The following is a 23,278-nucleotide window of genomic DNA, read 5'->3' on the forward strand; positions in this document are numbered from 1 at the left end:
ATTTACACAATATTAGCATTTGAATGACAGATACAAGTCATTTGCTTAAGGAATAATATAGCCACTTTGCATGAATTTTCCATAATGATTAACCATTTTATAGTGCTAAATAGTTTGAATCAGTCGCAAAATGAATAAAAAGGTTAACCGTATGTAATAAATTACCGGTTCGCCTTCAAAATGTAACGATTAAAATTAGACTATTTATCAGTATTTTGCACTACCTTAAACCTGATTCTTAGGGTTTTAATTTGCGAAAGTAAATTATAAAGCTAACCTGAGATAAGCATCAAACGCTGACGTTTCTTTTAACTGAATAATCACTCTTCAGGCAGAAAAATATGCCTGAGCCCTAAGAATTTTCTCTGCGGGATATATTTCTATGGATTTGATTCATGAAGTTTTTCGATTATCACCGGAGCTGGCGCTTTTTCTTTCTCTCGCTGTAGGCACGTGGATCGGTAAATTTAAACTGGGCGCTTTCCAGCTTGGTGGCGTCGCCGGAGCATTGCTCATTGCCGTGCTGATAAGCCAGGTTGGTATCACCATCGACAGCGGCATTAAAAATGTTCTATTTGCCGTTTTTATTTACGCTGTGGGCTTCGAAAGTGGCCCCAAATTTTTCTCCTCTCTGGGCCGGCGGACATTGCGTGAGATCGCCCTAGCGTTGGTTCTGGTTGTATCTTCTTTAGCCACTCTTGTCGTGATGGCAAAAATATTTGCGCTGGACAAGGGAATTGCGGCCGGCATCGCCGCTGGTGCGTTAACCCAGTCAGCGATTATCGGTACTGCCAGTGCCGCCATCGCAAAACTGAATCTTGATCCAGCACAGCTCCAGCAGATGCAGGGGAATGTCGCCGTGGGATATGCGGTGACATACATCTTCGGCTCCCTGGGTGCCATCATTATCTGCGTTAACATTCTTCCCAAAATTATGGGGCGCTCTATTCGTGAAGACGCAATAAAAGCTGAACAGGAACTGATGCATGGCGCAATCATACTGGCGCCAGGTCAGATGCCTGCTTTACCTGAACTGGTAGGAAGGGTGTTTCTGGCAGGACCGGCAGCAGGCAGAAGCGTTGCTCAGATTGAAGCGTTAGCTAATCCACTTTTCCCGGTTACCGTTGAACGCATTAAACGCGGCGATAAAGTCATCGCCGTTACGCCTGACATGCCGCTTAATGATAACGACATTCTGTTACTTGTGGGCCGCCGCAAAGGCATCGTTGCCCTCGCCTCCTCGCTGGGAAAAGAGCTGGATGCAGAAGACGGGCCGGAAATGACCATGAAGACATCCGAAGTCTTACTGACCAATCCCGCGCTGACGGGCAAGCGGGTGGATGAACTGCGTAACCAAATTTCAGGCGATGTGCGTCACGGTATCTATGTGACTGCGCTTAAGCGCGGTGAGACAGTGCTGCCTTTCAAAGATGACTCCGTAGTTGAACGCAATGACGTTGTGACACTCTATGGCAGCGAGCAGGATATCCAGCGTGCGGTGGCGCTGGCGGGACCGGTGCTGCTAAAAAGCCCAAAAACGGATTTGATGTTCCACGGTTTTGGCCTTGCGTTTGGTCTGCTACTGGGATTATTGGTTCTTCGCGTCGGTTCTGTTCCTTTAACGCTCGGCAGTGGCGGCGGTGCATTGCTTTCTGGCTTGCTGTTTGGATGGTATCAAGCGCGGAAGCCTCTGACAGGAAATATGCCTTTGCCAGCCTCTGGCCTGCTTCGCGATCTGGGCCTGGCAGGATTCGTTGCCGTGGTTGGTTTACAGTCTGGCCTGCAGGCCGTAGAGACCGTCAGGAACAACGGTATTTCTATTTTCCTGATCGGCATTGTGGTTACTATTGTCCCCCTGATGATCACCTTATTTATCGGCCGCTATCTGCTGCGCTATGACAATACGGCGATATTTGCCGGTGCGTTGTCTGGTACCCGCAGCGCCAATCCTGCTTTTGGCGAAATTCTTGATAAGGCTGGTAATGCCATTCCGACTGCGCCATTTGCTGTGACCTACGGTCTGGCAAATGTGTTTCTTACCCTGCTGGGCCCGCTGATCGTCGCCCTGGTATGACGTTTAAATGCTTCATCATCTGGAGATGTTTTCTATGTCAAATCCTTACGAACAATATGCATCACTTAGTCCCTTCGAACTTAAAGACGCCCTGATTAAGTTAGCTTCGGGCAAACCCGACCGCCTGATGCTGAATGCAGGCAGAGGAAATCCCAACTTTCTTGCCACCTTGCCACGCCGTGCTTTCTGGCGCCTTGGATTGTTTGCTACCGAAGAGGCGGAGCGTTCCTACTCTTACCTGCCGCATGGGATTGGAGGGTTACCGCACATTGAGGGGATCGAGGCGCGTTTTGATGCATTCCTGGCACGTGGCCATGAGCAGCCGGGCGTGGCTTTTTTATCACGAGCAGTAAGCTATGTACGGGACCAGTTAGGACTTTCCGCTTCGCATTTTTTACATGAAATGGTGGAAGGCATTCTCGGTTCTAATTATCCGGTTCCGCCGCGAATGCTGGCTCTCAGTGAAAAAATCACGCGTGAATATATCGTTAAAGAGATGATCGGTGGCCTGATTTCAGCTGAAGATGTCGACCTGTTCGCAGTTGAAGGGGGCACAGCCGCCATGACCTACCTCTTTAACACGCTGCGTACGAATGGCTTGGTCACTGCCGGTGATAAAGTGGCAATGGGAGCACCAATATTTACCCCGTACATCGAAATTCCGCAGCTGGAAGACTACCGTCTGGAAAGCGTAATGATTAATGCGTCCCCGGATGATAACTGGCAGTATCCCGATGAAGAGCTGAATAAGTTGCTGGATCCTGCGATAAAAATCTTTTTCTGTGTTAATCCGAGCAACCCTGCTTCAGTTAAAATGGATGAGCGTACGCTCGAGAAAATGGTCAGCATTGTTGAGCAGCGTCCAGATCTCATTATTATTACCGATGATGTATATGGAACTTTCGCCAACGACTTCAAATCACTGTTCGCCACCTGTCCGCAGAACACGATACTGGTATATTCCTTTTCTAAATATTTTGGAGCAACGGGCTGGCGTCTGGGTGTAATCGCGACTCATCAGCTCAATGTCCTTGATGAGAAACTAGCTAAAATTAGTGATGTAGAAAAAAAGCGCCTTAACCAACGCTACGGTTCACTGACTCCGGATGTACCCGGATTACGCTTTCTTGACAGGGTGGTAGCTGACAGCAGAAGCGTAGCACTGAATCACACCGCCGGTTTATCCACCCCGCAACAGGTGCAGATGGTGTTGTTCAGTCTTTTTGCCCTTATGGATGGGGAGAATGGATACAAAGCGGCGGTGTCAGAAATTATTCGTCGCCGTCAGGCTGTGCTGTATCGTGAGCTGGGTATAACGCATATCGATACAGAAGAAGCCGTGGATTACTATACGTTGCTGGATCTCGAAGCGATATCCCGACAAGTTTATGGTGACGAGTTCGCTGATTGGGTGAATAAAACGCTCAATCCGACCGATATCCTGTTCCGAATTGCCGAAGAGACGGGAATAGTCATGCTTCCGGGAACCGGATTTGGCAGTCTGAAGCCCGCAGGACGCATATCTCTGGCTAACTTAAATGAATACGAGTACGCCGCCATCGGTAAGTCATTAAGAAAAATGATGGAGCAATATTATGAAAAATATCGTTCCGGAGACAAGAGAAAATAAATAGTTAATTAAGTTAAGGCGCTTTTATTTTCAGGGATGGTAATACACCGAAAACCATTAAATAAAGTAGTTACTTAAATATAGAAAACATTGACAATAAAAGGGTTGCTTTGCAGCCCTTATTTAACAGTGAGTGCTATAGAATTATCCTTAAATGTCAGAATATCATCCTCAGTTAGCAATTAATCTAAAGATTAATTAAGAGCTGTATGAGTGTAAAATAATGTTATTACCGCTTTTCGCTCATAACGGATCTGACGTGCTCGTCCGTTACGTGGCAGAAACGGGCATTTCAAAATCAGCGTGTAAAATTTGAACCCCGCTATCGTTTGTTTAAAATAGGCGTCAACAAGTGAAAATCGACTGGCATAGTTCTTCATTATCACGTTTTACAATGGTGGGTTAGTACAAATAAGTCGAAACCGTAATACGTAATGTAGTTTAAAACGTTAATCGGTCGCCATGAATGGCGACCGACAAGGCTGCGTAGAGTGCGCAGTCATGCGCACCTGCATACATAGGTCATTTCTTTCTTAAGCGGGCAGCATTAAGCCTCACTCACCCGATAACGCTCCAGCCAGTGCGCGTAAGGCGCGGGCAGCACCCATGATGGTTCGCTCTTATCCAGCGCTAGTGCGGCCTGATACGCCCAGTTTGGATTTTTCAGGTGCGCGCGGCCCACCATCACCAGATCCAGTTGACCTTTCTCGATGGTTTGATTGGCAATTGCCGGTGCATCAATACCCCACGCTGAAGCCACAGGGATATTCGCTTCACGGCGCACGCGCTCGGCGATAGACGCCAGAAACGCGGGGCCCCACGGAATATTGGCATCCGGCGTGGAGAAGCCCACGCTCACGCTAAGTAGATCCAGACCGTTTTCACGCCACTGTTTGGTCAGCGTGATCGATTCCTGCAGCGTCTCTTCATCGCGGCCATCAAACTCCAGCACGCCAAAACGCGCTGTCAATGGCAGATTTTCTGGCCATACTGCGCGCACCGCATCAAAGGTTTCATGCAGGAAGCGACTGCGACCCACCAAATCGCCGCCGTATTCATCCGTGCGCTGATTGGCGTGCACTGAGAAGAAGCTCTGCGCCAAATAGCCATGCGCGAAGTGCAACTCCAGCCACTCGAAACCGGCATCACGCGCGCGTTGAGCGGCGCGCACAAACTCTTCACGCACGCGCTGAATATCCGCATGCGTCATGGCTAGAGGCACGCGCGGCAGATTTTGACCAAACGCCACCGCGGATGGCGCAATGGTTTCCCAAGTGGCAGCGTCATCGGCGGCGATATGGTCGTCACCTTCCCACGGCTTATTGGCGCTGGCTTTGCGTCCGGCATGACCAATCTGAATGCCCGGCACCGCGCCTGACGCTTTGATTTCACGCGCAATCTGCGCCAGCTTTTCCGCCTGCGCGTCGTTCCAGATGCCAAGGCAAGCGGGTGTGATGCGCCCTTCCGGGGATACTGCGGTGGCTTCAACAATCACCAATCCCGCGCCGCCGCGCGCCAGGCTGTTGTAATGCACGCGATGCCACTCGTTACTCATGCCATCCTCGGCGCTGTATTGGCACATCGGTGGCACGGCGATGCGGTTACGCAGCGTGACATCTTTTAAGGTAAAGAGCGTAAATAGGCCTGACATAACCACCTCTGAATCTGATTAAAGCAAAATGATCTGCTTGCCGCTGAAGTTGCGATGTTGCAACGCCAGCAGCTGCGCAGGTAATTGATCGTAAGGAAAATGCAGTAACAGCTCGCTTTCCAGTTTGCCTTGCACCAGCTGCGCCATCAGGCGTTCACCCTGTTGCGTTAATGCGCGCCACTGTTGCGCATCACCGTGTAGATGTAATGCGCCCAGCGCCACTTCATGCAGCGACAGCGCGCGACCAAACGGGCTGCAAGGCCACTGTTCAACGCGTCCCTGAATGCACACCAGATGACCATTCGCCAGCAGGTTATCCGCCAGATGCGCGGCATGTTCCGGGCCGACGGCATCGATCACTGCAAAGTAGCGTCGCGGTGTTGCTTCGGCATTGTGCATTGAATCACTCAGACAGCGCTTCGCGCCCAGTGCGTGCAGACGCGACCAATGACGTTCATGGCTAAGCGTCGTTACCTCAAAGCCGCGCGCGTGCGCCATCTGCACTAAGAAATGCCCCACTGAACCGCCCGCACCGGCGATAAGGATCGCGGCCCCCGGCTGCGTCGGCACTTTCTCGATGGCCTGCCAGGCGGTTAGCATCGGGCATGGTAGTGACGCTGCGGTGGCAAAATCCAGCTCATCCGGCAGACTCATCAAAACCTGCGCCGCCAGCACGGTGAACTCGGCAAAGCTGCCGTTGCGGCGCAAGCTTTGATGGTACGCCACACGTGCGCCGAGCAAGCCGGGGTCAACCTCTGCACCCAGCGCCACCACCGTTCCGGCACCGTCAACGCCTGGCACTTGCCCAATCTGGCTCGCCAGCACTTTCCAGTCGACGGGATTAAGGCCAATCGCGGCGTTCTGCACCACCACATCGTGCGGCTGCAGCGGTTCTGCACTGATGATTTCTTGCTGCAGCGCATCGCCCTGCCACATCCAGGCGCGCCACTGTTGTGGCACTGAAAATCGGTTATCAGACATAGGCACCTGCGGAATAAGTTAGCTCATAGCTGTGGCTGTAAATTTCAATGATGTTGCCGAACGGGTCTTCCATGTACACCATGCGGTAAGGCTTCTCGCCGGGGAAATATTCACGTACCGGCATGCGCTGTTTGCCGCCTGCCGCGACGATCTTCGCCGCCAAACCTTCCACATCGGGATCCTGTACGCAGAAGTGGAAGACGCCGGTTTTCCAGTATTCAAAGTTGTTTTCCGGTTTTTCAGCGGCTTTGAATTCGAAGATCTCGACGCCGACGCGATCGCCGGTGGAGAGATGCGCGATGCGAAACTTCTCCCAGCCCTGACCAAACACGTCGCGGCACATCACGCCAATCGCGGATTCGTCTTCCTGAATCGCGGTTGGCGGCATGATCAGATACCAGCCCATCACCTCGGTATAAAACTTCACGGCGGCATCAAGGTCGGTGACTGACAAACCAATATGAGAAAAAGTACGCGGATAAGGGGCAGTCATCATCTATCTCCTGTTACGAATATATCCCCAGACTACGTTGCCGCCTGTATAATGAAAACAGTGATTCAGTTATAGGTTTTATAAAATATCCTTATGTTCAATCCCCAATGGTTAACCTCTTTTGCCACGCTGGCTGAGATTGGCAGTTTCACCGACAGCGCCGAGCGACTGGGCATAACGCAAGCGGCGGTCAGCCAGCATATTCGTCATCTTGAGCTGCAATTGGGTCCTTTGCTGCTGCGCAGCAAACGTCCGCTCGAACTGACGCCAGCCGGACGCGCGCTGCTGGATTATTGCCAGCAAGTGGATCGCGCTCAGCGGCATTTAGCTTTACGCCTGAGTGATGATGACGTCACCTGCGGCGAAGTGAGCCTGATTTCACCCGGCAGCATCGGGCTGAGACTCTACCCGCTGTTGCTGGCGCTACAAAAGCAATATCCCGATCTCAGCGTGCGCCATCGCTTCGCGCCCGACAGCGAAGTGATGGATGCGGTGCTGCACAACCGCTACGAAATGGGATTGGTGACGCAAAAACCGGACGACAAACGGCTGGTGGCAGAGAAGTTTGCCGAAGAGCCGCTCGAACTGGTGATCCCGGCAGGCGCGAGCGTACACCGTTGGGAAGATCTCGAAGCGCTTGGTTATATCGATCATCCTGATGGACAAGCGATGGCAACGCGATTGCTCAGCCGACGCTTTCCCGGTAATCCGGGCGTACGCAATTTGCCGCAGCGTGGCTTCAGCAATCAGATCGGTTTGATTCTGGAGCCGGTTGCGCGTGGCCTCGGTTTCGCGGTGCTGCCGCGCTTTGCCCGTCTGGCATTTGCGCGGCCAGCAGAAATTGCGGTTGCCACAGATAACGTCGAATTAGTGGATACCATCTGGCTGATTCACCGCGCCGAATGGCCGCTGTCAGCACGCGCGCAGCAGGCGCTGCGCTGGTTGAAAAACAGCATGTACAACAGTTAGCGCAAACCGTAGCGGCGCAATTTATTGCGCGTATTTACACAACGCGCGATAAATCGCGCCGCTACAAAATATGCATTAGCGTTGCTCTGGTTCATCATTTGCGGGCTTTTACTGCCGCCACCAAACCACTCAGCCAATCCTGATGGCCATTAATCATCGGGTTCGGCTGCGCTTTTGCCAGCTCGACGGCGGGTTTGCCGTTTTGCGTTTCCTGCGTCAGGATGCGCACGCGATTATCGGAAAGATCTTCGATCAACCATGCATGCAGCACGTCCAGACGATCGTCGCTGCCCGGTTCACCCGCCCAGCCGTGCCATGAAACGCGCGCCGGTTCGCCTGCTACAGGTGCTACATATTCAGTGACCTGTGCTTCAACCGGGAAGCCGAAGGTTTCAAAGTAGAAACGCACGCCCTGCGCCAGTTCGGGGCCTTTGTGGTCATAAAAGCGCGCGTTGGCGGAGTTCTGGTAGTAGCTTGGCCACAATGCCGGTGTGTTGAGCAGCGGCCAGATGTCGGCGGTTGTCAGGCCAGCGACGATCACTTCATTCGAGCAATAATTATCAGTAAAACCCGGCACAAAGCCTTCAGGCCAGTTAATCGCGTTCATTTTCATCGAGTCAATCTCAAGGTTAATAGTGGGTTGCTAAAGGACAGATGCAGTATCCGGCTGACAAAGACATAAGGCCAATCGCCATTTTTTATTTGTGATATCACTTACTGTGATATCTGCATCACGCTATGCTTGCTGCAACCCCGCTGAAGATGAAAACCATGAAAACCGATCTCCGCACGTTAGATCTCAACTTACTGAAAGCACTCGACGCCTTACTCGATGAGCGCAGCGTGACGCGTGCGGCGGAGCGTTTATCGCTGACGCAGCCCGCAGTTAGCGGCATGTTGACGCGTTTACGTGAATGCTTTGACGATCCGCTGTTTACCCGCACCCAACGCGGCATTGTACCGACGCTGCGCGCGCTGGAACTGGCGCTGCCGGTAAAAACTATTTTGACGGAAGTGAGTGCGCTGCTGCAGCCGAAGCAATTTGATCCGGCCACCGCCGAGATGACCATCAACATTGCCGCTACCGATTACGCGCTGCGGGCGGTGATCGTGCCGTTTATGGCGGCGTTGCGTCAGCAGGCGCCGGGGATTCGCGTGGCGGTGTTGCCGGTGAACAATGAGCAGTTGGCGTTACAGTTCGAACGCGGATCGGTGGATATCGCCTTAATCACGCCCGATACCGCGCCGCCCGAACTGCATGCCCGCGCGTTGTACGCTGAAGGGTATGTTTGCCTGATGCGCGACGATCATCCGCTGGCCAATCATGAAACCCTCTCGTTAGACGACTTCTGCGCGCAGGATCACGCGCTGGTGTCTTATCTCGGCGGGAGTTTTCATGGCGTCACCGATGCCGCACTCAACGCGATGGGACGCTCGCGCCGCGTCACGCTTTCGGTGTGCAGTTTTCTGGTGCTGCCGGAGATATTGCGCGTCAGCGATTTGATCAGCGTGGTGCCGCGTCGTCTGGCACTGCATCACGCGGGATTGAAAGTCTTCGCGCCGCCGCTGGAGATTCAGGGTTTCACTAAAACCGTGGCGTGGCACGAAAGAACGCACCGCAATGCCGGACATCGCTGGTTGCGCGAATTATTGTTCACCACGGTCAGCCGCAATGATGCTGTCTAAAGATAAATCTGCCTGACAGGATTCAGCCTAAGGTTCACTTAACCTTCATTTCTTAATCTGGCGCCATCTTCACTATTACGGATGGACCAATGACGTTTTCGCTGCGCAAAAGACCGACGCTAAGTCGGCTGACTCTTATTTCGCTATTTTCCATTTATATTGCGGTGTTCCTGAATATTGCCTTTTATCGACAGGTAATTGCAGCGATGCCGCTCGATACGCTGCGCACGATATTCGTCTTCGTCTCGATGCCGCTGGTGGCTTTTAGCGTGATCAATATCATTGCCACGATCGCCTCTTTTGTTTGGCTTGACCGGCTTATTCTTGCGCTGTTCGTATTAGTGGCGGCGGCTGCGCAATATTTCATCTGGACCTTCGGCATTGTTATTGATCGCTCGATGATCGTGAATATTCTGGATACCACACCGTCCGAGTCCTTTGCTTTATTGTCGCCTAAGTTAATTATCACGCTGGGTGGCAGCGGCCTGCTCGCTGCCCTTTTGGTATTCTGGATTCGGATTAAACATAACGAACCGCTGTGGAAAAACATCGCCAAACGCGCCGCGTCAATTATGGTGTCGGTCATCTGCATCGCCCTGGTGGCGACATTTTTTTATAAGGATTACGCCTCGCTGTTTCGTAACCAAAAAGAGCTGATCAAGTCGCTCAGCCCGTCGAACTCCATTGTGGCGACACTTTCCTGGTATCACCACAGCCGCACCGCCAATTTGCCGCTGGTGAAAATTGGCTTAGATGCCAAACAAAAGCCGCAGATGCTGGCGGGTGCAAAGCGCAATCTGACGATTTTGGTGGTGGGTGAAACCACGCGCGCGGTGAATTTCCAGCTTAATGGTTATGGTCGCGAAACCACGCCGTTGCTGGCGAAAGATGACGTCTCTTATTTCCCTAATACGCAATCCTGCGGTACCGCTACTGCGGTCTCGTTGCCATGCATGTTCTCGAATATGGCGCGCGCGCATTATGACGATCAGCTTGCTGAACATCAGGAAGGTATGCTCGATATTATCCAGCGCGCCGGCGTGCAGGTTTTATGGAATGACAATGACGGCGGCTGTAAAGGTGCCTGCGATCGCGTCCCGCATCAGGATATGACCAGTCTGAATCTGCCGAATATGTGTCACGATGGGGAGTGTTATGACGAGGTATTATTTCACGGTATCGAGGACTCTATTAAAAACCTTAAAGGCAACGGCGTGATCGTACTGCATACCATTGGCAGTCACGGCCCAACCTATTACAACCGTTATCCGCCGCAGTTTAAAAAATTCACGCCGACCTGCGATACCAATCAAATTCAGGATTGTTCGCAACAGCAGCTGGTGAATACCTACGACAACACCATTCTGTATATTGATTACATTGTCGATAAGGCGATCAATGTATTGAAGGCGCATCAGGATCAATACACCACCAGCCTGGTGTATTTATCGGATCACGGTGAGTCGTTGGGGGAAAATGGCGCTTATTTGCACGGTATGCCGTATGCGATTGCACCGGATGTGCAGAAACATGTGCCGATGCTGATTTGGCTGTCACCAGATTACCAGCAGCGTTATGGCGTGAGTAAACGCTGTGTCGATAAACAAGCGGCGCATCAGAGTTATTCGCAGGATAATCTGTTCTCCACCGTGCTGGGATTGACGGGGATTCAAACCAGCGAGTATCAACCTGCGGATGATATTTTGGCCGGTTGCCGAGGTACGCAGAGTTAAATGCCAGAAGGTCGCCATGAATGGCGACCCACATCACGCAGCTACCCGATCCGCCCCCAACAAATCCAATATCCTGCTGCGCAGCGCCACCAGCTGCGGATCATCACGACGGCGCGGCCACGACAGAGCCACCTCGATCACATCCACCACTTTCGCCGGTCTTGGGCTGAATACCACCACGCGATTCGCCATTACCAACGCTTCTTCCACATCGTGCGTCACCATCAGCGTGGTGAACTGCTGCTCCTGCCACAGATCAACAATCTCCTGCTGCATCCGCAATCGCGTCAGGGAATCGAGCTTGCCGAGCGGTTCATCGAGGATCAGCAAACGCGGCACGTTAACCAGCGCGCGAGCCAGCGCTGCACGCTGCGCCATACCGCCCGAAAGCTGATGTGGCCACGCGCGAGCAAACTGCCTGAGGCCGACGCGATCCAGCATCGCGTTAATGCGCTGTTCGCGCACCGGCCGGCTCTCCCCACGAATCTGCAAACCGAGACCGACGTTGTCATAGACGGTGCGCCACGGATAAAGCGTGGGATCCTGAAACACCACCACGCGCGACGGATCGGGCGCGGTTATCGCTTTGCCCTCCTCCGCCAGTAACCCGCTGGCGGGCGGTTCGAGGCCTGCCAGCAAACGCAGCAGCGTCGATTTGCCACAGCCGGACGGCCCCAGCAGCGCGACAAATTCACCGGCCTCTACCTGCAAATTAATATTCTCCAGCACCGGTAAATCTTCGCCTTCTAAGGTGAAGTGATGATTCACCTTCTCAATCGCAATATTAACGCCCGCCGAAGTGGTAGCCATATTTTCGCTCCTGCTTGATTTGCTAAGAAATAAAGCATAAGCCTCGCCTTTCCCACATCGAAATAGCCATTTCGGCAAACCTATCCGCAAATATTCATAATGAAAAACTGCATGATGTCATGCGGGATTGTTATTTGGTCGCGCTAATTGCCTTTGCCATAGTGCCTGTGAACTTTATCTACAAGGAAGACAGGATGGCATTGCAACAATTCTCTCTGAGCCGCCGCGCGTTATTACGCGGGCTGGGTCTCTTTAGTGCCGGCATGGCGGTGAATCCGTTGCTGAGCAGCAACGTGTTTGCCGACGAAAAATCCCTCAAAACCATCAAGCTGGCCTGGGGGCAAACCGCAGTGTGTCAGTCACCGATTTCGGTGGCACTGAAGCAAGGCTTCTTTAAAAAGTACGGCTTGAATGTTGAGCCGGTGAACTTCAGCGGCCCCACCGATGCGCTCTTACAGGCAATTGCCACCGGCCAGGCCGATGGCGGCATCGGCATGGCGCTGCGCTGGCTGAAACCGCTGGAGCAGGGTTTTGATGTGGATCTCACCGTCGGCACGCACGGCGGCTGCATGCGTTTACTCGCGCCGCAGAACAGCGGCATCCGCGATGTGAAAGATTTGGTGGGCAAATCGGTGGCGGTGAGCGATCAGGCCAGCCCGATTCGTAACTTCTTCGCCATTCAGCTGGCGAAACAGGGCATCGATCCCGATAAGCAAGTCAACTGGCTGCAATATCCGCCCGACCTGTTCGGCGAAGCGCTGCGCAAAGGCGAAGTGCAGGCGCTGGCCACCGACGATCCGCAGGGCTGGCTGCTGAAGAAGCAGCACGATCTGGTGGAAGTCGATAATAACCTGAAAGGCGAATACGCCAACCTCACCTGCTGCGTGCTGGGCCTGCGCGGCTCGCTGGTGCGCGACGATCCCGCCACCGCGCGCGCTATCACCCAGGCGATTGTCGATGCGCAGCAGTGGACCGCCGAACATCCGGAAGAGACGGCGAAAATCTTCCAGCCGTTTGTGCCCGGCTCCGTCGCGGTGGAGGATATCGCCGCGATGCTGAAAGAACATACTCACAGCCATCACTCCACCGGCGTGCAGCTGCGCAAAGAGGTGGCGGTGTATATCGATGAGCTGAAGAAAATCAATGTGATTCGCCCGGATACCGATGCGCAGCGCTTCGCCGAACACTATGTGCCGGAGCTGCTGCCAGCGGAATCCGCCCATCAGCACGCCAGCAACATGGCGCACATGAGCAACATGTCCAGCTAAGGAGACGAGAATGGCCAGTGTTACCCTGACGATTGCCCGCAACCGTGATGTGCCGCGCCGCCTTCAACCGGCGGTGTGGGGTGCGCTCCTGCTGTGGTGGGCGCTGGTCGCGCTGATGGTGGCGGTGCCGGATAAGCCGCAGGGTTTTGCCGCCCCGCGCTTTGTCAATGAAACGCACGAGCTGTTTGCCGCCATCGCGCTGCTTCTCACCGGGCTGGCGATTGCCTCGGGTCTGTTCCCACGGCTGACACTACTTGCGCCGCTCAAACGCAGCGGTCCGTGGCTGATTGTGCTGGCGCTGCTGATCGGCTTGTGGGAAACCGTTACTGGCAAACTGGCGCTGCTGCCCGCGCCGTTTTTCGCCCCGCCGCGTGCGCTGGTCGAAGCCTATGCCACCGACTGGCCGCGTCTGCTGGATAGCGTGCTCAATTCGCTGCGTCTGCTGGCCTTCGGCTTTATCTACGGCAGCGTGGTCGGCTTTATTACCGGCGTAGCGATAGGCTGGTCGCGCGGCTTGGGTTATTGGGTGCATCCGATTCTGCGTTTCCTTGGCCCGGTGCCCTCTACCGCGCTGCTGCCGCTGTCGCTCTACTTCTTCCCGTCAAGCTTCTCGGCGGCGGTATTTCTGATTGCGCTGGCGACCTGGTTCCCGGTGACGGTGCTAACCTGGTCGGGCGTTTCCAGCGTTGATACGCGTTATTACGATGTGGCGCGCACGCTCGGTGCCAATTCGCTGTTCCTCGTGATGCGCGTGGCGGTGCCGGCAGCGCTGCCGCACTTGTTTGTCGGCCTGTTTATGGGTTTGGGCGCCTCGTTCTCGGTGCTGGTGGCGGCGGAGATGATGGGCGTGAAATCCGGGCTCGGCTGGTATCTGCAGTGGGCGCAAGGCTGGGCGGCTTACGCCAATATGTACGCCGCGCTGATTGTTATGGCGCTGCTGTTCTCTTCGCTGATCTCCCTGCTGTTCCTGGTGCGCGATCGCCTGTTGTCATGGCAGCGCAGCGCGGTGAAATGGTAACGACATACATTGCGTAATGAATTGCGCCGATCCGGTATGTGCACCCATCCGTAGCGGCGCGATTGATCGCGCAATCATTCAGGCTCATCTCATCTATTTATGAGGTCGATTATGGCTGCAAAAATTTCTGCTTCTATCACTGAACTGATTGGCAACACGCCGCTGCTGCGCCTGTCTCGCTACGCACAGCAACACGATATTCAGGCCGATTTGGTCGCCAAACTCGAACTGTTTAATCCCAATCACAGCGTGAAAGATCGCATCGCCCTCAGCATGATTGAAGCCGCCGAACGCAACGGCATTATTCAGCCCGGCGATACGCTGGTTGAAACCACCAGCGGCAACACCGGCATTGGGTTAGCGGCGATTGCGGCGGCGAAAGGCTACAAGTTCCGCGTCTATATCAATGATTTCGTTAGCATCGAACGCAGCCAGATTATTCAGGCGTACGGTGCCGAAGTGGTGCCGTTCAGCACCATTGAAGGGTTCAAAGCGTTTTACGATGCCAGCAACGGCGATTTCGTCGCCGCCACCAAATGGCTGGCCGAGCTGGTCACCGCAGCGGAACCGGAAGTGCACTTCCTGCTGCAGCTGGATAATCCGGCCAATCCGGCGGTGCATGAGCGCACCACCGGGCCGGAGATCTGGCGCGACAGCGGCGGCGAGCTGGATATCTTTATCGCCGCCGTCGGCACCGGCGGCACGCTCTCCGGCACCGGACGCTATCTCAAACAGCAGCATCCGGGATTACAGGTGATCGCCGTCGAGCCGGGCGTGGGTTCACAGCCGAGCGAACTGCGGCCGGATCCACTGGAAATTACCGGCGTGCATGCGTTCAGCAACCAGACGCCTGAGCGTATTCCTGCCAATCTCGATCACCGCGTTTACGATGAAGTGATCGCGGTGGAAACCTGGCAGGCGTATACAGCGGCGCGGCAGCTGGCGCTGAGCGAGGGCGTGCTGGTGGGGGATTCCTCCGGGGCAGTGTTGTGGGCGGCCCAACAGGTTGCAGCGCGACCGGAGAACCGCGGCAAGCGCATTGTGGTGTTGCTGGCCGATGGCGGCAGCAGTTATTTAACCACCCAGCTGTTCGCGCATCAGGTACCAGCCGAATCGCTGAAGCTGGCGAGCGCCGTGCAAACCTCCAGGAAAATCGCCTGAAATAATGCGCGATAAATCGCGCCGCTACAGAGTCATGCATGTATTCGTAGCGGCGCGATTTCAATTTAAACCAGCACGTTGCTGGTAATCCCCTTAGCAAACAACAGCGGATCGGTTTCCGGTCGTAACACGTTGATCGCCTTTAAATCACGCGCATACACGTCGATCTCATTCACAAACGCGTTCCCCACCGAATAGTGTCCGTGCGTATGGGTTTTCAGCACGCTGGCGATCTCCTGCGGCGTGGTGTTGAGCGCCTGGCCGTTAAATTCGCTGCCAATCGCTTCCGGGTGTTTGGCCGCATAAGCATGCGCTTGCAGAATCGCGTGGGTGATCGCTGCCGCCACTTCCGGCTGTTCGCGAATCAAACTGCCGCGCGTGCCCACCACACAGCAACTCAGTCTGGCGTACTCGTCCATTAAGTTGGTGCCAATCTCGCGGTAGCCCGGCTTCTGGGTTAAGCGCCACATCACCGGATCGGAACCGCTGGCGGCCTGAATCTCGCCCTTCTCCAGCACCATCGGCAGCAAATCCTGCGGGAACACGCGCCAGTCGACATCGGTATTGGGATCGACGCCGTGCTTTTTCAGCATCAGCGAGAAGAAGTTTTTATCCGCGCCCGCCATGTCGGTGACGCCAATGGTTTTGCCTTTCAGCTGCTCCAGCGTGGTCGGCCCGCCATCGCGCGCCAGCAGGCGCATACAGCCGCCGTGCGTGCCGGCGGTGAGTTTGACGTCAAAGCCCTGCTCCAGCGCTTTCAGCCAGCGCAGCGCCATGCCGATGGCAGCTTCGGCTTTGCCGGTGGCGATGGATTCCAGCAGCAGTTCGGTGGAGTTGCCGAAGTTAACGAACTCCACTTCAAGGTTGTGCGCTTTAAAGAAGTTATGCTGATCGGCCACCACTACCGGCGCAAGGCAGATGGCGTTGAGATTGACCGCCAGACGCACATGCGTTGGCTTCGCCAGCGCCCATTTTCCGGGGCCATCTTGCAGTAAATCGCCGGGCATCTGCATGCCCGCCATATGATCGTCGGCAAACACGCGGCCCGGTAACGTTGCCGCCATCGCCGATGCGGCGGAATATCCCAGAAAATGCCGACGGGAAACTAAATAATTATTTGGCATTAAATGACTCCCAAAAATAAATGCAGGTGAAGGTGTTGACCCTAATTAATGGCTCGCGCAGAAACAGCCATTGCAAATTAACACTTCCACCGGCGGCAGAATTATGCCGATTCCGCATGTATATAGCCGGTTTATTGCTTTTACAGCGGTGGCAGAACAGGAAACAATTAAGCCTGATTTAATAAGGGGATTAATAACGCATGGCAAATAACCCGCCCTTTCTGGCTGAAATATTGCCGGTGATTATTCAGGCCTTAGAAAAAGACGCTGAAGAGGTTGATCGCAGCGGCGAATTTCCCAAAACCGCTTTTAGCGTGTTGCAGCAGCATGGCTTGCTGCATTTTGTATTGCCGACGGCGTCGGGCGGCAGCGGCGGCGATCTGCTGGCAAGCCAGGCGATTATCCAGGCCGTGGCGCGCGGCGAACCTTCTGCGGCGCTGATCCTCATCATGCAGTATCTCAACACGCGTCGCCTCGACGACAGTTCAAACTGGTCAGAAGCGGTGCGCCGCAGGGTGGCGGAGAGCGTGATTCGCGACGGTGCGCTGATTAACGCGCTGCGCGTCGAACCCGAATTAGGCACGCCCGCGCGCGGCGGATTGCCCGCCACCCGCGCACGCCGCACCGCTGAAGGCTGGCGCATCAGCGGCGAGAAGATTTACTCCACCGGCAGCTATGGACTGAGCTGGTTTCTGGTGTGGGCCAGCAGCGACGATGCCGATCCGCTGGTCGGCGGCTATCTGGTGCCGGCCAACGCGCCCGGCATCCACATTATTGATGAGTGGGATCACCTCGGCATGCGCGGCACCTGTAGCCATCGTGTGGTGCTGGACGAGGTGCTGATCCCGCTCGATCACGCGGTCAACGTCGCGCCGTGGAGCACGCCGCGACCCGGCCTCAACGAAGAGGAATCGCTGTGGATGGCGGTGCTGCTCGGTTCGCTGTATGACGCCATTGCGCACAGCGCGCGCGACTGGTTTATCGGCTTTTTGCAGCAGCGCGTGCCGGCCAATCTTGGCGCACCGCTGGCATCATTGCCGCGCTTCCAGGAGCTGGTGGGCCGCATCGATACGCTGCTGTTTACCAGTCAAACTATGCTAAGCAGCGCCGCCCAAGGCCACGTCGCCAGCGGACATGCCGCACAAATCAAACAGGTGGTAATCGAAAACGCCATTCGCAGCGTGCAGCTGATGGTGGAAAGCATTGGCAACCACGCGCTGACGCGCCACCATCCGTTACAACGTCACCTGCGTAACGTGCTTTGCGGCCGCATACATACGCCGCAGGACGACGTCATTTTCACTTCCGTGGGCAAATCCGCCCTTTCTGCTGAGAGGAGTACATCATGACGCTGGAATTTATTGGTCTGGTTGGGGCGCAGGAGAGCAGCGAATCGCTGGCGGCGCATGGGCCGACTGTCGATGTGCCGTTTATCAAAGCCTTTTCCCACGCGCAGGAGTACGCCGGTTTTGACAAGGTGCTGCTGGCGGTGAATACCCGCGCGCCGGATTCGATGATCATCGCCAGTTATGTGGCGGCTTTTACCGAAAAATTGGGCTTGCTGGTGGCGCATCGACCCGGCTTTCAGGCACCGACTTTTGCCGCCCGCCAGTTTGCCACGCTCGATCAGCTCAGCCAGGGACGCGCGGCCATCAATGTGATCACCGGCGGCGACAGCGGCGATTTGCAGCGCGACGGCGATTTCCTTAGCAAAGATGAGCGTTACGCGCGCACCGGCGAGTATCTCGACATCATGAAACTGACGTGGGAATCACGTACGCCGTTCCGCTATGACGGCAAGTTTTACCAGGTGGGAGATAATCTCACCGAGGTTAAACCCTGGCAGCAGCCGCGCGTGCCGGTCTATTTCTCCGGTGCTTCAGAAGCCGCCATCGATATCGCCGCACGTCACGCCGACGTGTATATGATGTGGGGCGAACCGCTGGAGCAGGTGAAAGCGAGAATTGAGCAAGTGCGCGCGGCAGCGAAGAAATATGGCCGCGATAAGCATATTCGTTTCAGCCTGTCGCTGCGCCCGATTCTCGGCGATAGCGATGAACAAGCCTGGGCGCGCGCCAATCGACTGCTGCGGGATGCGCAGGCCAACATTGGCGGCAAGGCGATTCAGCCTGATAGCAATACCGGATCGCAGCGACTGTATCAGCTCGCCACCGCACGCAAAGTATACGATAGCTGCCTGTGGACGGAGATTGCGGCGCTGTCCGGCGCGGCGGGCAATTCCACCGCGCTGGTGGGTTCAGCGGATACCGTGGCCGATGCCGCGCTGGAGTATTACAAGCTCGGCATCACCACGTTCCTGTTCCGTGGATTTGATCAGCTGCGCGATGCCACCGATTACGGACAACATTTGTTGCCGCGTATCCGTGAGCGGGTGAAGACGTTAGCGGCCGCGGCGGCGTAGAAGGCCAATGGCGCGCAATTTATTGCGCCATTGCGGATTAAGATGCGACGCCGCACCAGCGCACTAACGTCAATGCTATGGCTTTGGTGCAGGCTACCAGATCGGCGATTGGCACATGCTCGTTGGGTTGATGCGACATCGCCGGATCGCCCGGTCCAAAGTTCACCGTTGGCGTCTGCCCTAATGTGCTCGGCAAACCAATGTCGCTGTGCGCGCCGAATCCGGCCAGTTGCGGATTCAGTGCCGCATCACTGACGCTCTGCTGGAAGGTGGTGACAAACGGGTGATCCGCTTCGATTTCGGCGCAATCGGCATCCAGAATCCATTCCACTTTGGCCGGATGTTGCGCCAGATAAGGATCTAACGCACAGACTTTAGCAACGTGCGCCTCAATCTCTTTTTTGACGTGTCCGCCCAGCCCCATCTCATCCTTCTCGCCCGGCAGATATTGCACATCAATCACAATCTCGGCGCGGCCCGCAATCGAGGCCGGATGTTCACCCACTTTCAGCTGCGTAACGATAATCTGGTTTGGTAATTCCATCAGCGGATGGTTTTTGCTCGGCTGCGTTTGCCAGCGGCGATTCAGCACATCCAGGCCATCGAGCATCTGGCGGCACAGCGTCACCGCATCCACCGGGCCGCTGCTGTCCCAGCTGTTGGGCGTCAGCTCCGCGTGGCCGCCGATGCCGTCGAGAATAATGCGACCCCACAAAATGCCGTGGCAGATTGGCGAGATGCGGTTGGCGGTCGGTTCCGTCATGATGCCCGCATCGGCTCTGAATCCGCGATCGACCATCGCCAGCGATCCCATGCCGCCGATCTCTTCATCCACCACCGTGGTAAACACCACGTCGCCCGCCAGACGAATGTTGAGATCCTGCAACAGCTCGACCGCCATCAACATGCAGGCCACGCCGCCTTTCATATCCACCGCGCCGCGACCGTACACCGCTGCGTTTTTGATCTCCGGCACAAAGGGATCGGTGAGCCAATGTTCCGGCGGCCCCGGCGGCACCACGTCGATATGACCAGTCAGCATCAGCGATTTGCCGCCGCCCGCGCCGGTTAACGTGCCGCCGAGATTGGGACGACCTTCAAAGGTGCGGCCTTTATTGGCGCCCGGTCGGCCCTGATACTTGGCGTAGAGCGCCGGACCATCCGGATCCCACAGATCGGTTTCCATGCCCAACGATTCCAGACGCTGCTGCAGATAGCGCTGGCAATCGCGCTCGCCCGGCCCAGCTTCGCGCGGATCAACTTTGACGATCGAGGGAAACGCCAGCAGATCGCACAGCGTGTTGGCGATGCGTTCGGCGCTCGCCTCAACGTGCGCGCTGATTTGTTCAGTCAGATTCATTAGTTATCTCCGATAGATAAATAGTCGTTGTGCCATCAATACGATAATCAACAGAATGCCCACCACGCCGAGTTGCCAGACGCTGTTCAATCCCAGCTGCAACATGCAGGTTTTGAGGGTGACCAGCATCAGCGCGGCGGCTAACACGCCGATTACGCTGCCGCGTCCGCCAAAGATCGCCACGCCGCCGAGCAGAGCCGCGGTAAGGGATTCGAGCTCCAGATTGACGCCGATTTCCGGGCGCGCGCTGCCCAGCCAACTGAGCGAAACGAATCCCGCGCAGCCCGCCAGCAAGCCGCTCAGGCAGTACGCGAGAAAGCGCAGGCGATCGACCGGAATGCCGACCAGCCGCGTGGCGTGTTCGTTGAAACCACAGGCGTAGATCCATTTGCCCCATGCACTTTTGCTGAGAATCAGCCAGGCGATGAGGAATGCCGGAATCACGCAGGTGAGAAACGGCAAAGGAATAAAGAACTGCGCGCCGCGTCCCCATTGCGTCAGTTGCGCAGGCACGCCGGCGACGGCGGCGCCGCCGGTTAGCGCCAGCGCCAGACCGGAAAACAAGTAGAAGCTGCCGAGCGTGACAATCAACGGCCAGAGACGCAGCTGCGCGATCAGCCAGCCGTTAATCGCGCCTGCCAGCGTGCCGGTGATCAGGCAGATCGGCGGCAGCCAAAGCGGATTGATGCCCTGATTGAGCGCCAGCATGCCGATCACCGCCGAGAGCGAAACGTTGCCGCCCACCGAGAGATCGATACCGCCGCCGCCGCTCATCACCACCAACGATTGGCCGAGCGCCACCAGCGACAGCAAGGTCGCGAACTGCAAAATCGAGGTGATTGACCAGGCAGCCAGCATCTGCGGCAGCACCAGCACAATGCCGATGGCCAGCAGCAGCCACAGCGCGCTGAGCAGCGTCAGGTCGGGAGATTTGCGCCACAACCTCATGCGATCCTCCTGAAGGCAAAAACGCGACCGCTTGCCGCTTCACTGCTCAGAACGATGAGCAGCACCGCGCCGGTGACCACGGTTTGCCACAGCGACGGAATGCCCACCAGCAATAAGCCGTTTTGCAGAATGCGCAGCAGCAACACGCCGAGCAGCGTGCCCAACAAACTGCAGGCACCGCCGGTAATGCGCGTCCCGCCGAGCACCACCGCCGCGATGGCTTCCAGCGCCAGACTGCCGCCGACCGTCATTTCGACGTTGCGATAGGTAGCGATGTAACAGGTAGCGGCGATGCCGCACAGCAGGCCGCTGATCATAAAGGTCGCGATGCGCACCTGAGTGACCGGAATGCCCGCCAGCCGCGCTCTCTCCTCTGAGTTGCCCGCCGCCAGCAGCCACAAACCGTACGGCGTGTGACGTAACACCAGCCAGACGCTCGCCCACACCAGCACGATGACCCACGCCATCACCGGTAAACCCAGCAGCGGATGCATCAGGCCGCTGGTTAAGCTGCCGGGCAACCCGGATAACCACTGTCCGCCCAGCAGCGCAAACAGCCCGGTGCGCCACACGCCGAACAGACCAAGCGTGCCAACAATTGCCGGAATGCGGCCTATCACCACCACCAGCGCGGTCATCATACCCAGCAGCAAACCGAGCAGCGGACCGGCCATTGCTGCCAGCCACGGCGATTGCAGCAGCAACAGCTGGCCGACGCCCCATGCGGCAACGCCCATCACCACGCCCACCGAGACATCCACGCCGCCCATGGCGATCACCAGCGTCATTCCCAGCGCAATCAACAACAGTTCACTGCTGTTGCGCAGAATAGTGAGCAGGTTATCGACGGTGGCGAACCAGGGTGAAAACCAGGAAAAACCGGCGATGGCTAACAGGGCAATCGCCAGCAAGGCGATCTCCCGTGAAGTCATGTGCATGCGAAGCCCCGTTAGAATTTGAACTGATCGACATTCTCTTTGGTGAATACCGCTGGCGAACCGAGCAGCAGCACGCCGGTTTTGCTGTCAAACTTCACCGCTTCGGCGAAGCCCGGCACGCGGTTTTCCGCGCTGAAGGCTTTGCCATCAATCAGCTGTTTGCCTGCCCAAACGGTGAGATAACCGAGCTTCTCCGGATCCCACAACACGGTGTAACCAAAGGCGCCGCTTTTCAGGTAGGCGCGCGCGGTGTTAGGGCTGCAGAAACCGCTGCCGATCACTTTGCCATTTTTGCCTGCGGTCTCAATCGCCTGTGCCACGCCAGGGCAAGTGGTGGAGGCCATAGCGATCAGGCCTTTGATATCCGGATTCGCCGACATCAAATCGGTGGCGATCTGCGCCGCGCGGCTGGCGGAACCGCCGGCATATTGCGGTTTCAGCAAGGTGATATGGGGATATTTGCTCTTCACCCGCTGCTGCATAAAGCCAATCCAGCTGTTGAGGTTGGAGGCGGTGGCTTCGCCGGAGACGATGCCGATTTTGCCGTGATCGCCGACGCGCTTGACCATCTCATCAATGATGGTGTCACCCAAACCCTGATCGGTGGCCTGCGCCACATAAACCGGGCGTCCGCTGTCGGGCGCGTCGCTGTCGCTGGTAAACAGATGCACATTGTTGGCTTTCGCCTGCGCCAACACCGGCGCGATGCTTGAGGCATCGAGCACGCTGATGCCAATCGCATTCACTTTCTGCGCGATCAGGTTCTGCACAATCTGCAATTGATCCATGGGATTGGTATCCACCGGACCGCTGTAAACGAACTCGACGCCCAGATCGCTGGCCGCACGTTTACCGCCCGCTTCCATCGCCTGAAAATAGGGAATACCGATGATCTGCGGCACAAAGGCCACTTTCTCGGCGGCGAGGGCATAACCTGAAAACAGTAATGAGAGAGAACAGACTGCAGTGGTAATTCGACGCATCTTTATTTCCCCTGGGTTAATGGCACAAC

General features: G+C 55.9%; 20 protein-coding genes. 10 read left to right on the forward strand and 10 right to left on the reverse strand.

Annotation, left to right across the window (positions count from 1 at the left end; translation table 11 throughout):
* Positions 1-382: 382 nt before the first annotated feature.
* Together aspT and K5Y33_RS11700 are read left to right on the forward strand one after the other, a co-directional pair.
* Positions 383-2,074, forward strand: coding sequence for an aspartate-alanine antiporter (aspT, locus tag K5Y33_RS11695; protein ID WP_222234022.1), 1,692 nt, complete (start codon positions 383-385; stop codon positions 2,072-2,074).
* A 34-nt stretch (positions 2,075-2,108) separates the two neighbouring features.
* Positions 2,109-3,704 (forward strand): bifunctional aspartate transaminase/aspartate 4-decarboxylase, encoded by a 1,596-nt coding sequence (locus K5Y33_RS11700; RefSeq protein WP_222234023.1) that lies wholly within the window; start codon positions 2,109-2,111, stop codon positions 3,702-3,704.
* A 547-nt stretch (positions 3,705-4,251) separates the two neighbouring features.
* On the opposite strand, the gene K5Y33_RS11705 is transcribed toward K5Y33_RS11700, so the two are convergent.
* From K5Y33_RS11705 to K5Y33_RS11715, 3 genes are read right to left on the reverse strand one after another with little or no spacing between them, the layout of a single operon-like run.
* Positions 4,252-5,355: an NADH:flavin oxidoreductase/NADH oxidase gene (locus K5Y33_RS11705; RefSeq protein ID WP_222234024.1), complete on the reverse strand. Its 1,104-nt coding sequence runs from the start codon at positions 5,353-5,355 to the stop codon at positions 4,252-4,254.
* An 18-nt stretch (positions 5,356-5,373) separates the two neighbouring features.
* Positions 5,374-6,336, reverse strand: coding sequence for a zinc-binding dehydrogenase (locus K5Y33_RS11710; protein WP_222234025.1), 963 nt, complete (start codon positions 6,334-6,336; stop codon positions 5,374-5,376).
* Complete coding sequence (locus K5Y33_RS11715) at positions 6,329-6,832, reverse strand: lactoylglutathione lyase family protein (RefSeq protein WP_225608256.1); 504 nt, start codon at positions 6,830-6,832, stop codon at positions 6,329-6,331. Before K5Y33_RS11715 ends, K5Y33_RS11710 begins: the two co-directional genes overlap by 8 nt.
* A gap of 90 nt (positions 6,833-6,922) precedes the next feature.
* Here K5Y33_RS11715 and K5Y33_RS11720 point away from each other — a divergent pair, with 90 nt between their 5' ends.
* A complete protein-coding gene (locus K5Y33_RS11720; protein ID WP_222234026.1) occupies positions 6,923-7,798 on the forward strand; it encodes a LysR family transcriptional regulator in 876 nt (291 codons plus the stop codon).
* 94 nt (positions 7,799-7,892) lie between these two features.
* Here K5Y33_RS11720 and K5Y33_RS11725 read toward each other — a convergent pair whose 3' ends face one another.
* On the reverse strand, positions 7,893-8,405 hold the full coding sequence (locus K5Y33_RS11725; RefSeq protein WP_222234335.1) for an SRPBCC domain-containing protein: 513 nt from the start codon (positions 8,403-8,405) through the stop codon (positions 7,893-7,895).
* Positions 8,406-8,569: 164 nt separating this feature from the next.
* Between K5Y33_RS11725 and K5Y33_RS11730 the strand changes: the two genes are divergently transcribed.
* Both K5Y33_RS11730 and eptA read left to right on the forward strand, forming a co-directional pair.
* Positions 8,570-9,484 carry a LysR family transcriptional regulator gene (locus K5Y33_RS11730; RefSeq protein WP_222234027.1) on the forward strand — a complete coding sequence of 305 codons (915 nt, stop codon included), beginning with the start codon at positions 8,570-8,572 and terminating at the stop codon, positions 9,482-9,484.
* Positions 9,485-9,573: 89 nt separating this feature from the next.
* Positions 9,574-11,217: a phosphoethanolamine transferase EptA gene (gene eptA / locus K5Y33_RS11735; RefSeq protein WP_222234028.1), complete on the forward strand. Its 1,644-nt coding sequence runs from the start codon at positions 9,574-9,576 to the stop codon at positions 11,215-11,217.
* A 33-nt stretch (positions 11,218-11,250) separates the two neighbouring features.
* On the opposite strand, the gene K5Y33_RS11740 is transcribed toward eptA, so the two are convergent.
* Complete coding sequence (locus K5Y33_RS11740) at positions 11,251-12,027, reverse strand: ABC transporter ATP-binding protein (protein WP_222234029.1); 777 nt, start codon at positions 12,025-12,027, stop codon at positions 11,251-11,253.
* A 194-nt stretch (positions 12,028-12,221) separates the two neighbouring features.
* Here K5Y33_RS11740 and K5Y33_RS11745 point away from each other — a divergent pair, with 194 nt between their 5' ends.
* The 3 genes from K5Y33_RS11745 (at position 12,222) to K5Y33_RS11755 (ending at position 15,474) form a co-directional block, all read left to right on the forward strand.
* Entirely contained in the window at positions 12,222-13,295 is a 1,074-nt protein-coding gene (locus K5Y33_RS11745; RefSeq protein WP_222234030.1) for an ABC transporter substrate-binding protein, read from the forward strand.
* 10 nt (positions 13,296-13,305) lie between these two features.
* The gene (locus tag K5Y33_RS11750) at positions 13,306-14,313 is read left to right on the forward strand and encodes an ABC transporter permease (RefSeq protein ID WP_222234031.1); all 1,008 of its coding nucleotides are present in this window, start codon (positions 13,306-13,308) and stop codon (positions 14,311-14,313) included.
* A gap of 111 nt (positions 14,314-14,424) precedes the next feature.
* Positions 14,425-15,474 (forward strand): PLP-dependent cysteine synthase family protein, encoded by a 1,050-nt coding sequence (locus K5Y33_RS11755; protein WP_222234032.1) that lies wholly within the window; start codon positions 14,425-14,427, stop codon positions 15,472-15,474.
* A 65-nt stretch (positions 15,475-15,539) separates the two neighbouring features.
* Here the strand turns inward: K5Y33_RS11755 and K5Y33_RS11760 are convergent, their stop codons facing one another.
* The gene (locus tag K5Y33_RS11760) at positions 15,540-16,598 is read right to left on the reverse strand and encodes an ABC transporter substrate-binding protein (RefSeq protein WP_222234033.1); all 1,059 of its coding nucleotides are present in this window, start codon (positions 16,596-16,598) and stop codon (positions 15,540-15,542) included.
* Positions 16,599-16,798: 200 nt separating this feature from the next.
* On the opposite strand from K5Y33_RS11760, the gene K5Y33_RS11765 reads away from it, so the two are divergent.
* Positions 16,799-17,947, forward strand: coding sequence for an acyl-CoA dehydrogenase family protein (locus tag K5Y33_RS11765; RefSeq protein ID WP_222234034.1), 1,149 nt, complete (start codon positions 16,799-16,801; stop codon positions 17,945-17,947).
* Positions 17,944-19,020 carry an LLM class flavin-dependent oxidoreductase gene (locus K5Y33_RS11770; RefSeq protein WP_222234035.1) on the forward strand — a complete coding sequence of 359 codons (1,077 nt, stop codon included), beginning with the start codon at positions 17,944-17,946 and terminating at the stop codon, positions 19,018-19,020. Before K5Y33_RS11765 ends, K5Y33_RS11770 begins: the two co-directional genes overlap by 4 nt.
* Positions 19,021-19,057: 37 nt before the next feature.
* On the opposite strand, the gene K5Y33_RS11775 is transcribed toward K5Y33_RS11770, so the two are convergent.
* The 4 genes from K5Y33_RS11775 to K5Y33_RS11790 are packed head-to-tail and all read right to left on the reverse strand — an operon-like array spanning position 19,058 to position 23,249.
* Positions 19,058-20,380: a M20 family metallopeptidase gene (locus tag K5Y33_RS11775; RefSeq protein ID WP_222234036.1), complete on the reverse strand. Its 1,323-nt coding sequence runs from the start codon at positions 20,378-20,380 to the stop codon at positions 19,058-19,060.
* 3 nt (positions 20,381-20,383) lie between these two features.
* Positions 20,384-21,328: an ABC transporter permease gene (locus K5Y33_RS11780; RefSeq protein ID WP_222234037.1), complete on the reverse strand. Its 945-nt coding sequence runs from the start codon at positions 21,326-21,328 to the stop codon at positions 20,384-20,386.
* Positions 21,325-22,266: an ABC transporter permease gene (locus K5Y33_RS11785; protein ID WP_222234038.1), complete on the reverse strand. Its 942-nt coding sequence runs from the start codon at positions 22,264-22,266 to the stop codon at positions 21,325-21,327. Before K5Y33_RS11785 ends, K5Y33_RS11780 begins: the two co-directional genes overlap by 4 nt.
* Before the next feature lie 11 nt (positions 22,267-22,277).
* Positions 22,278-23,249 (reverse strand): autoinducer 2 ABC transporter substrate-binding protein, encoded by a 972-nt coding sequence (locus K5Y33_RS11790; protein WP_101761368.1) that lies wholly within the window; start codon positions 23,247-23,249, stop codon positions 22,278-22,280.
* Positions 23,250-23,278: the final 29 nt, after the last annotated feature.

It is taken from the genome of Pantoea sp. DY-17 (assembly GCF_019795975.1).
GTDB classification, from domain to species: Bacteria; Pseudomonadota; Gammaproteobacteria; order Enterobacterales; family Enterobacteriaceae; genus Pantoea; species Pantoea leporis.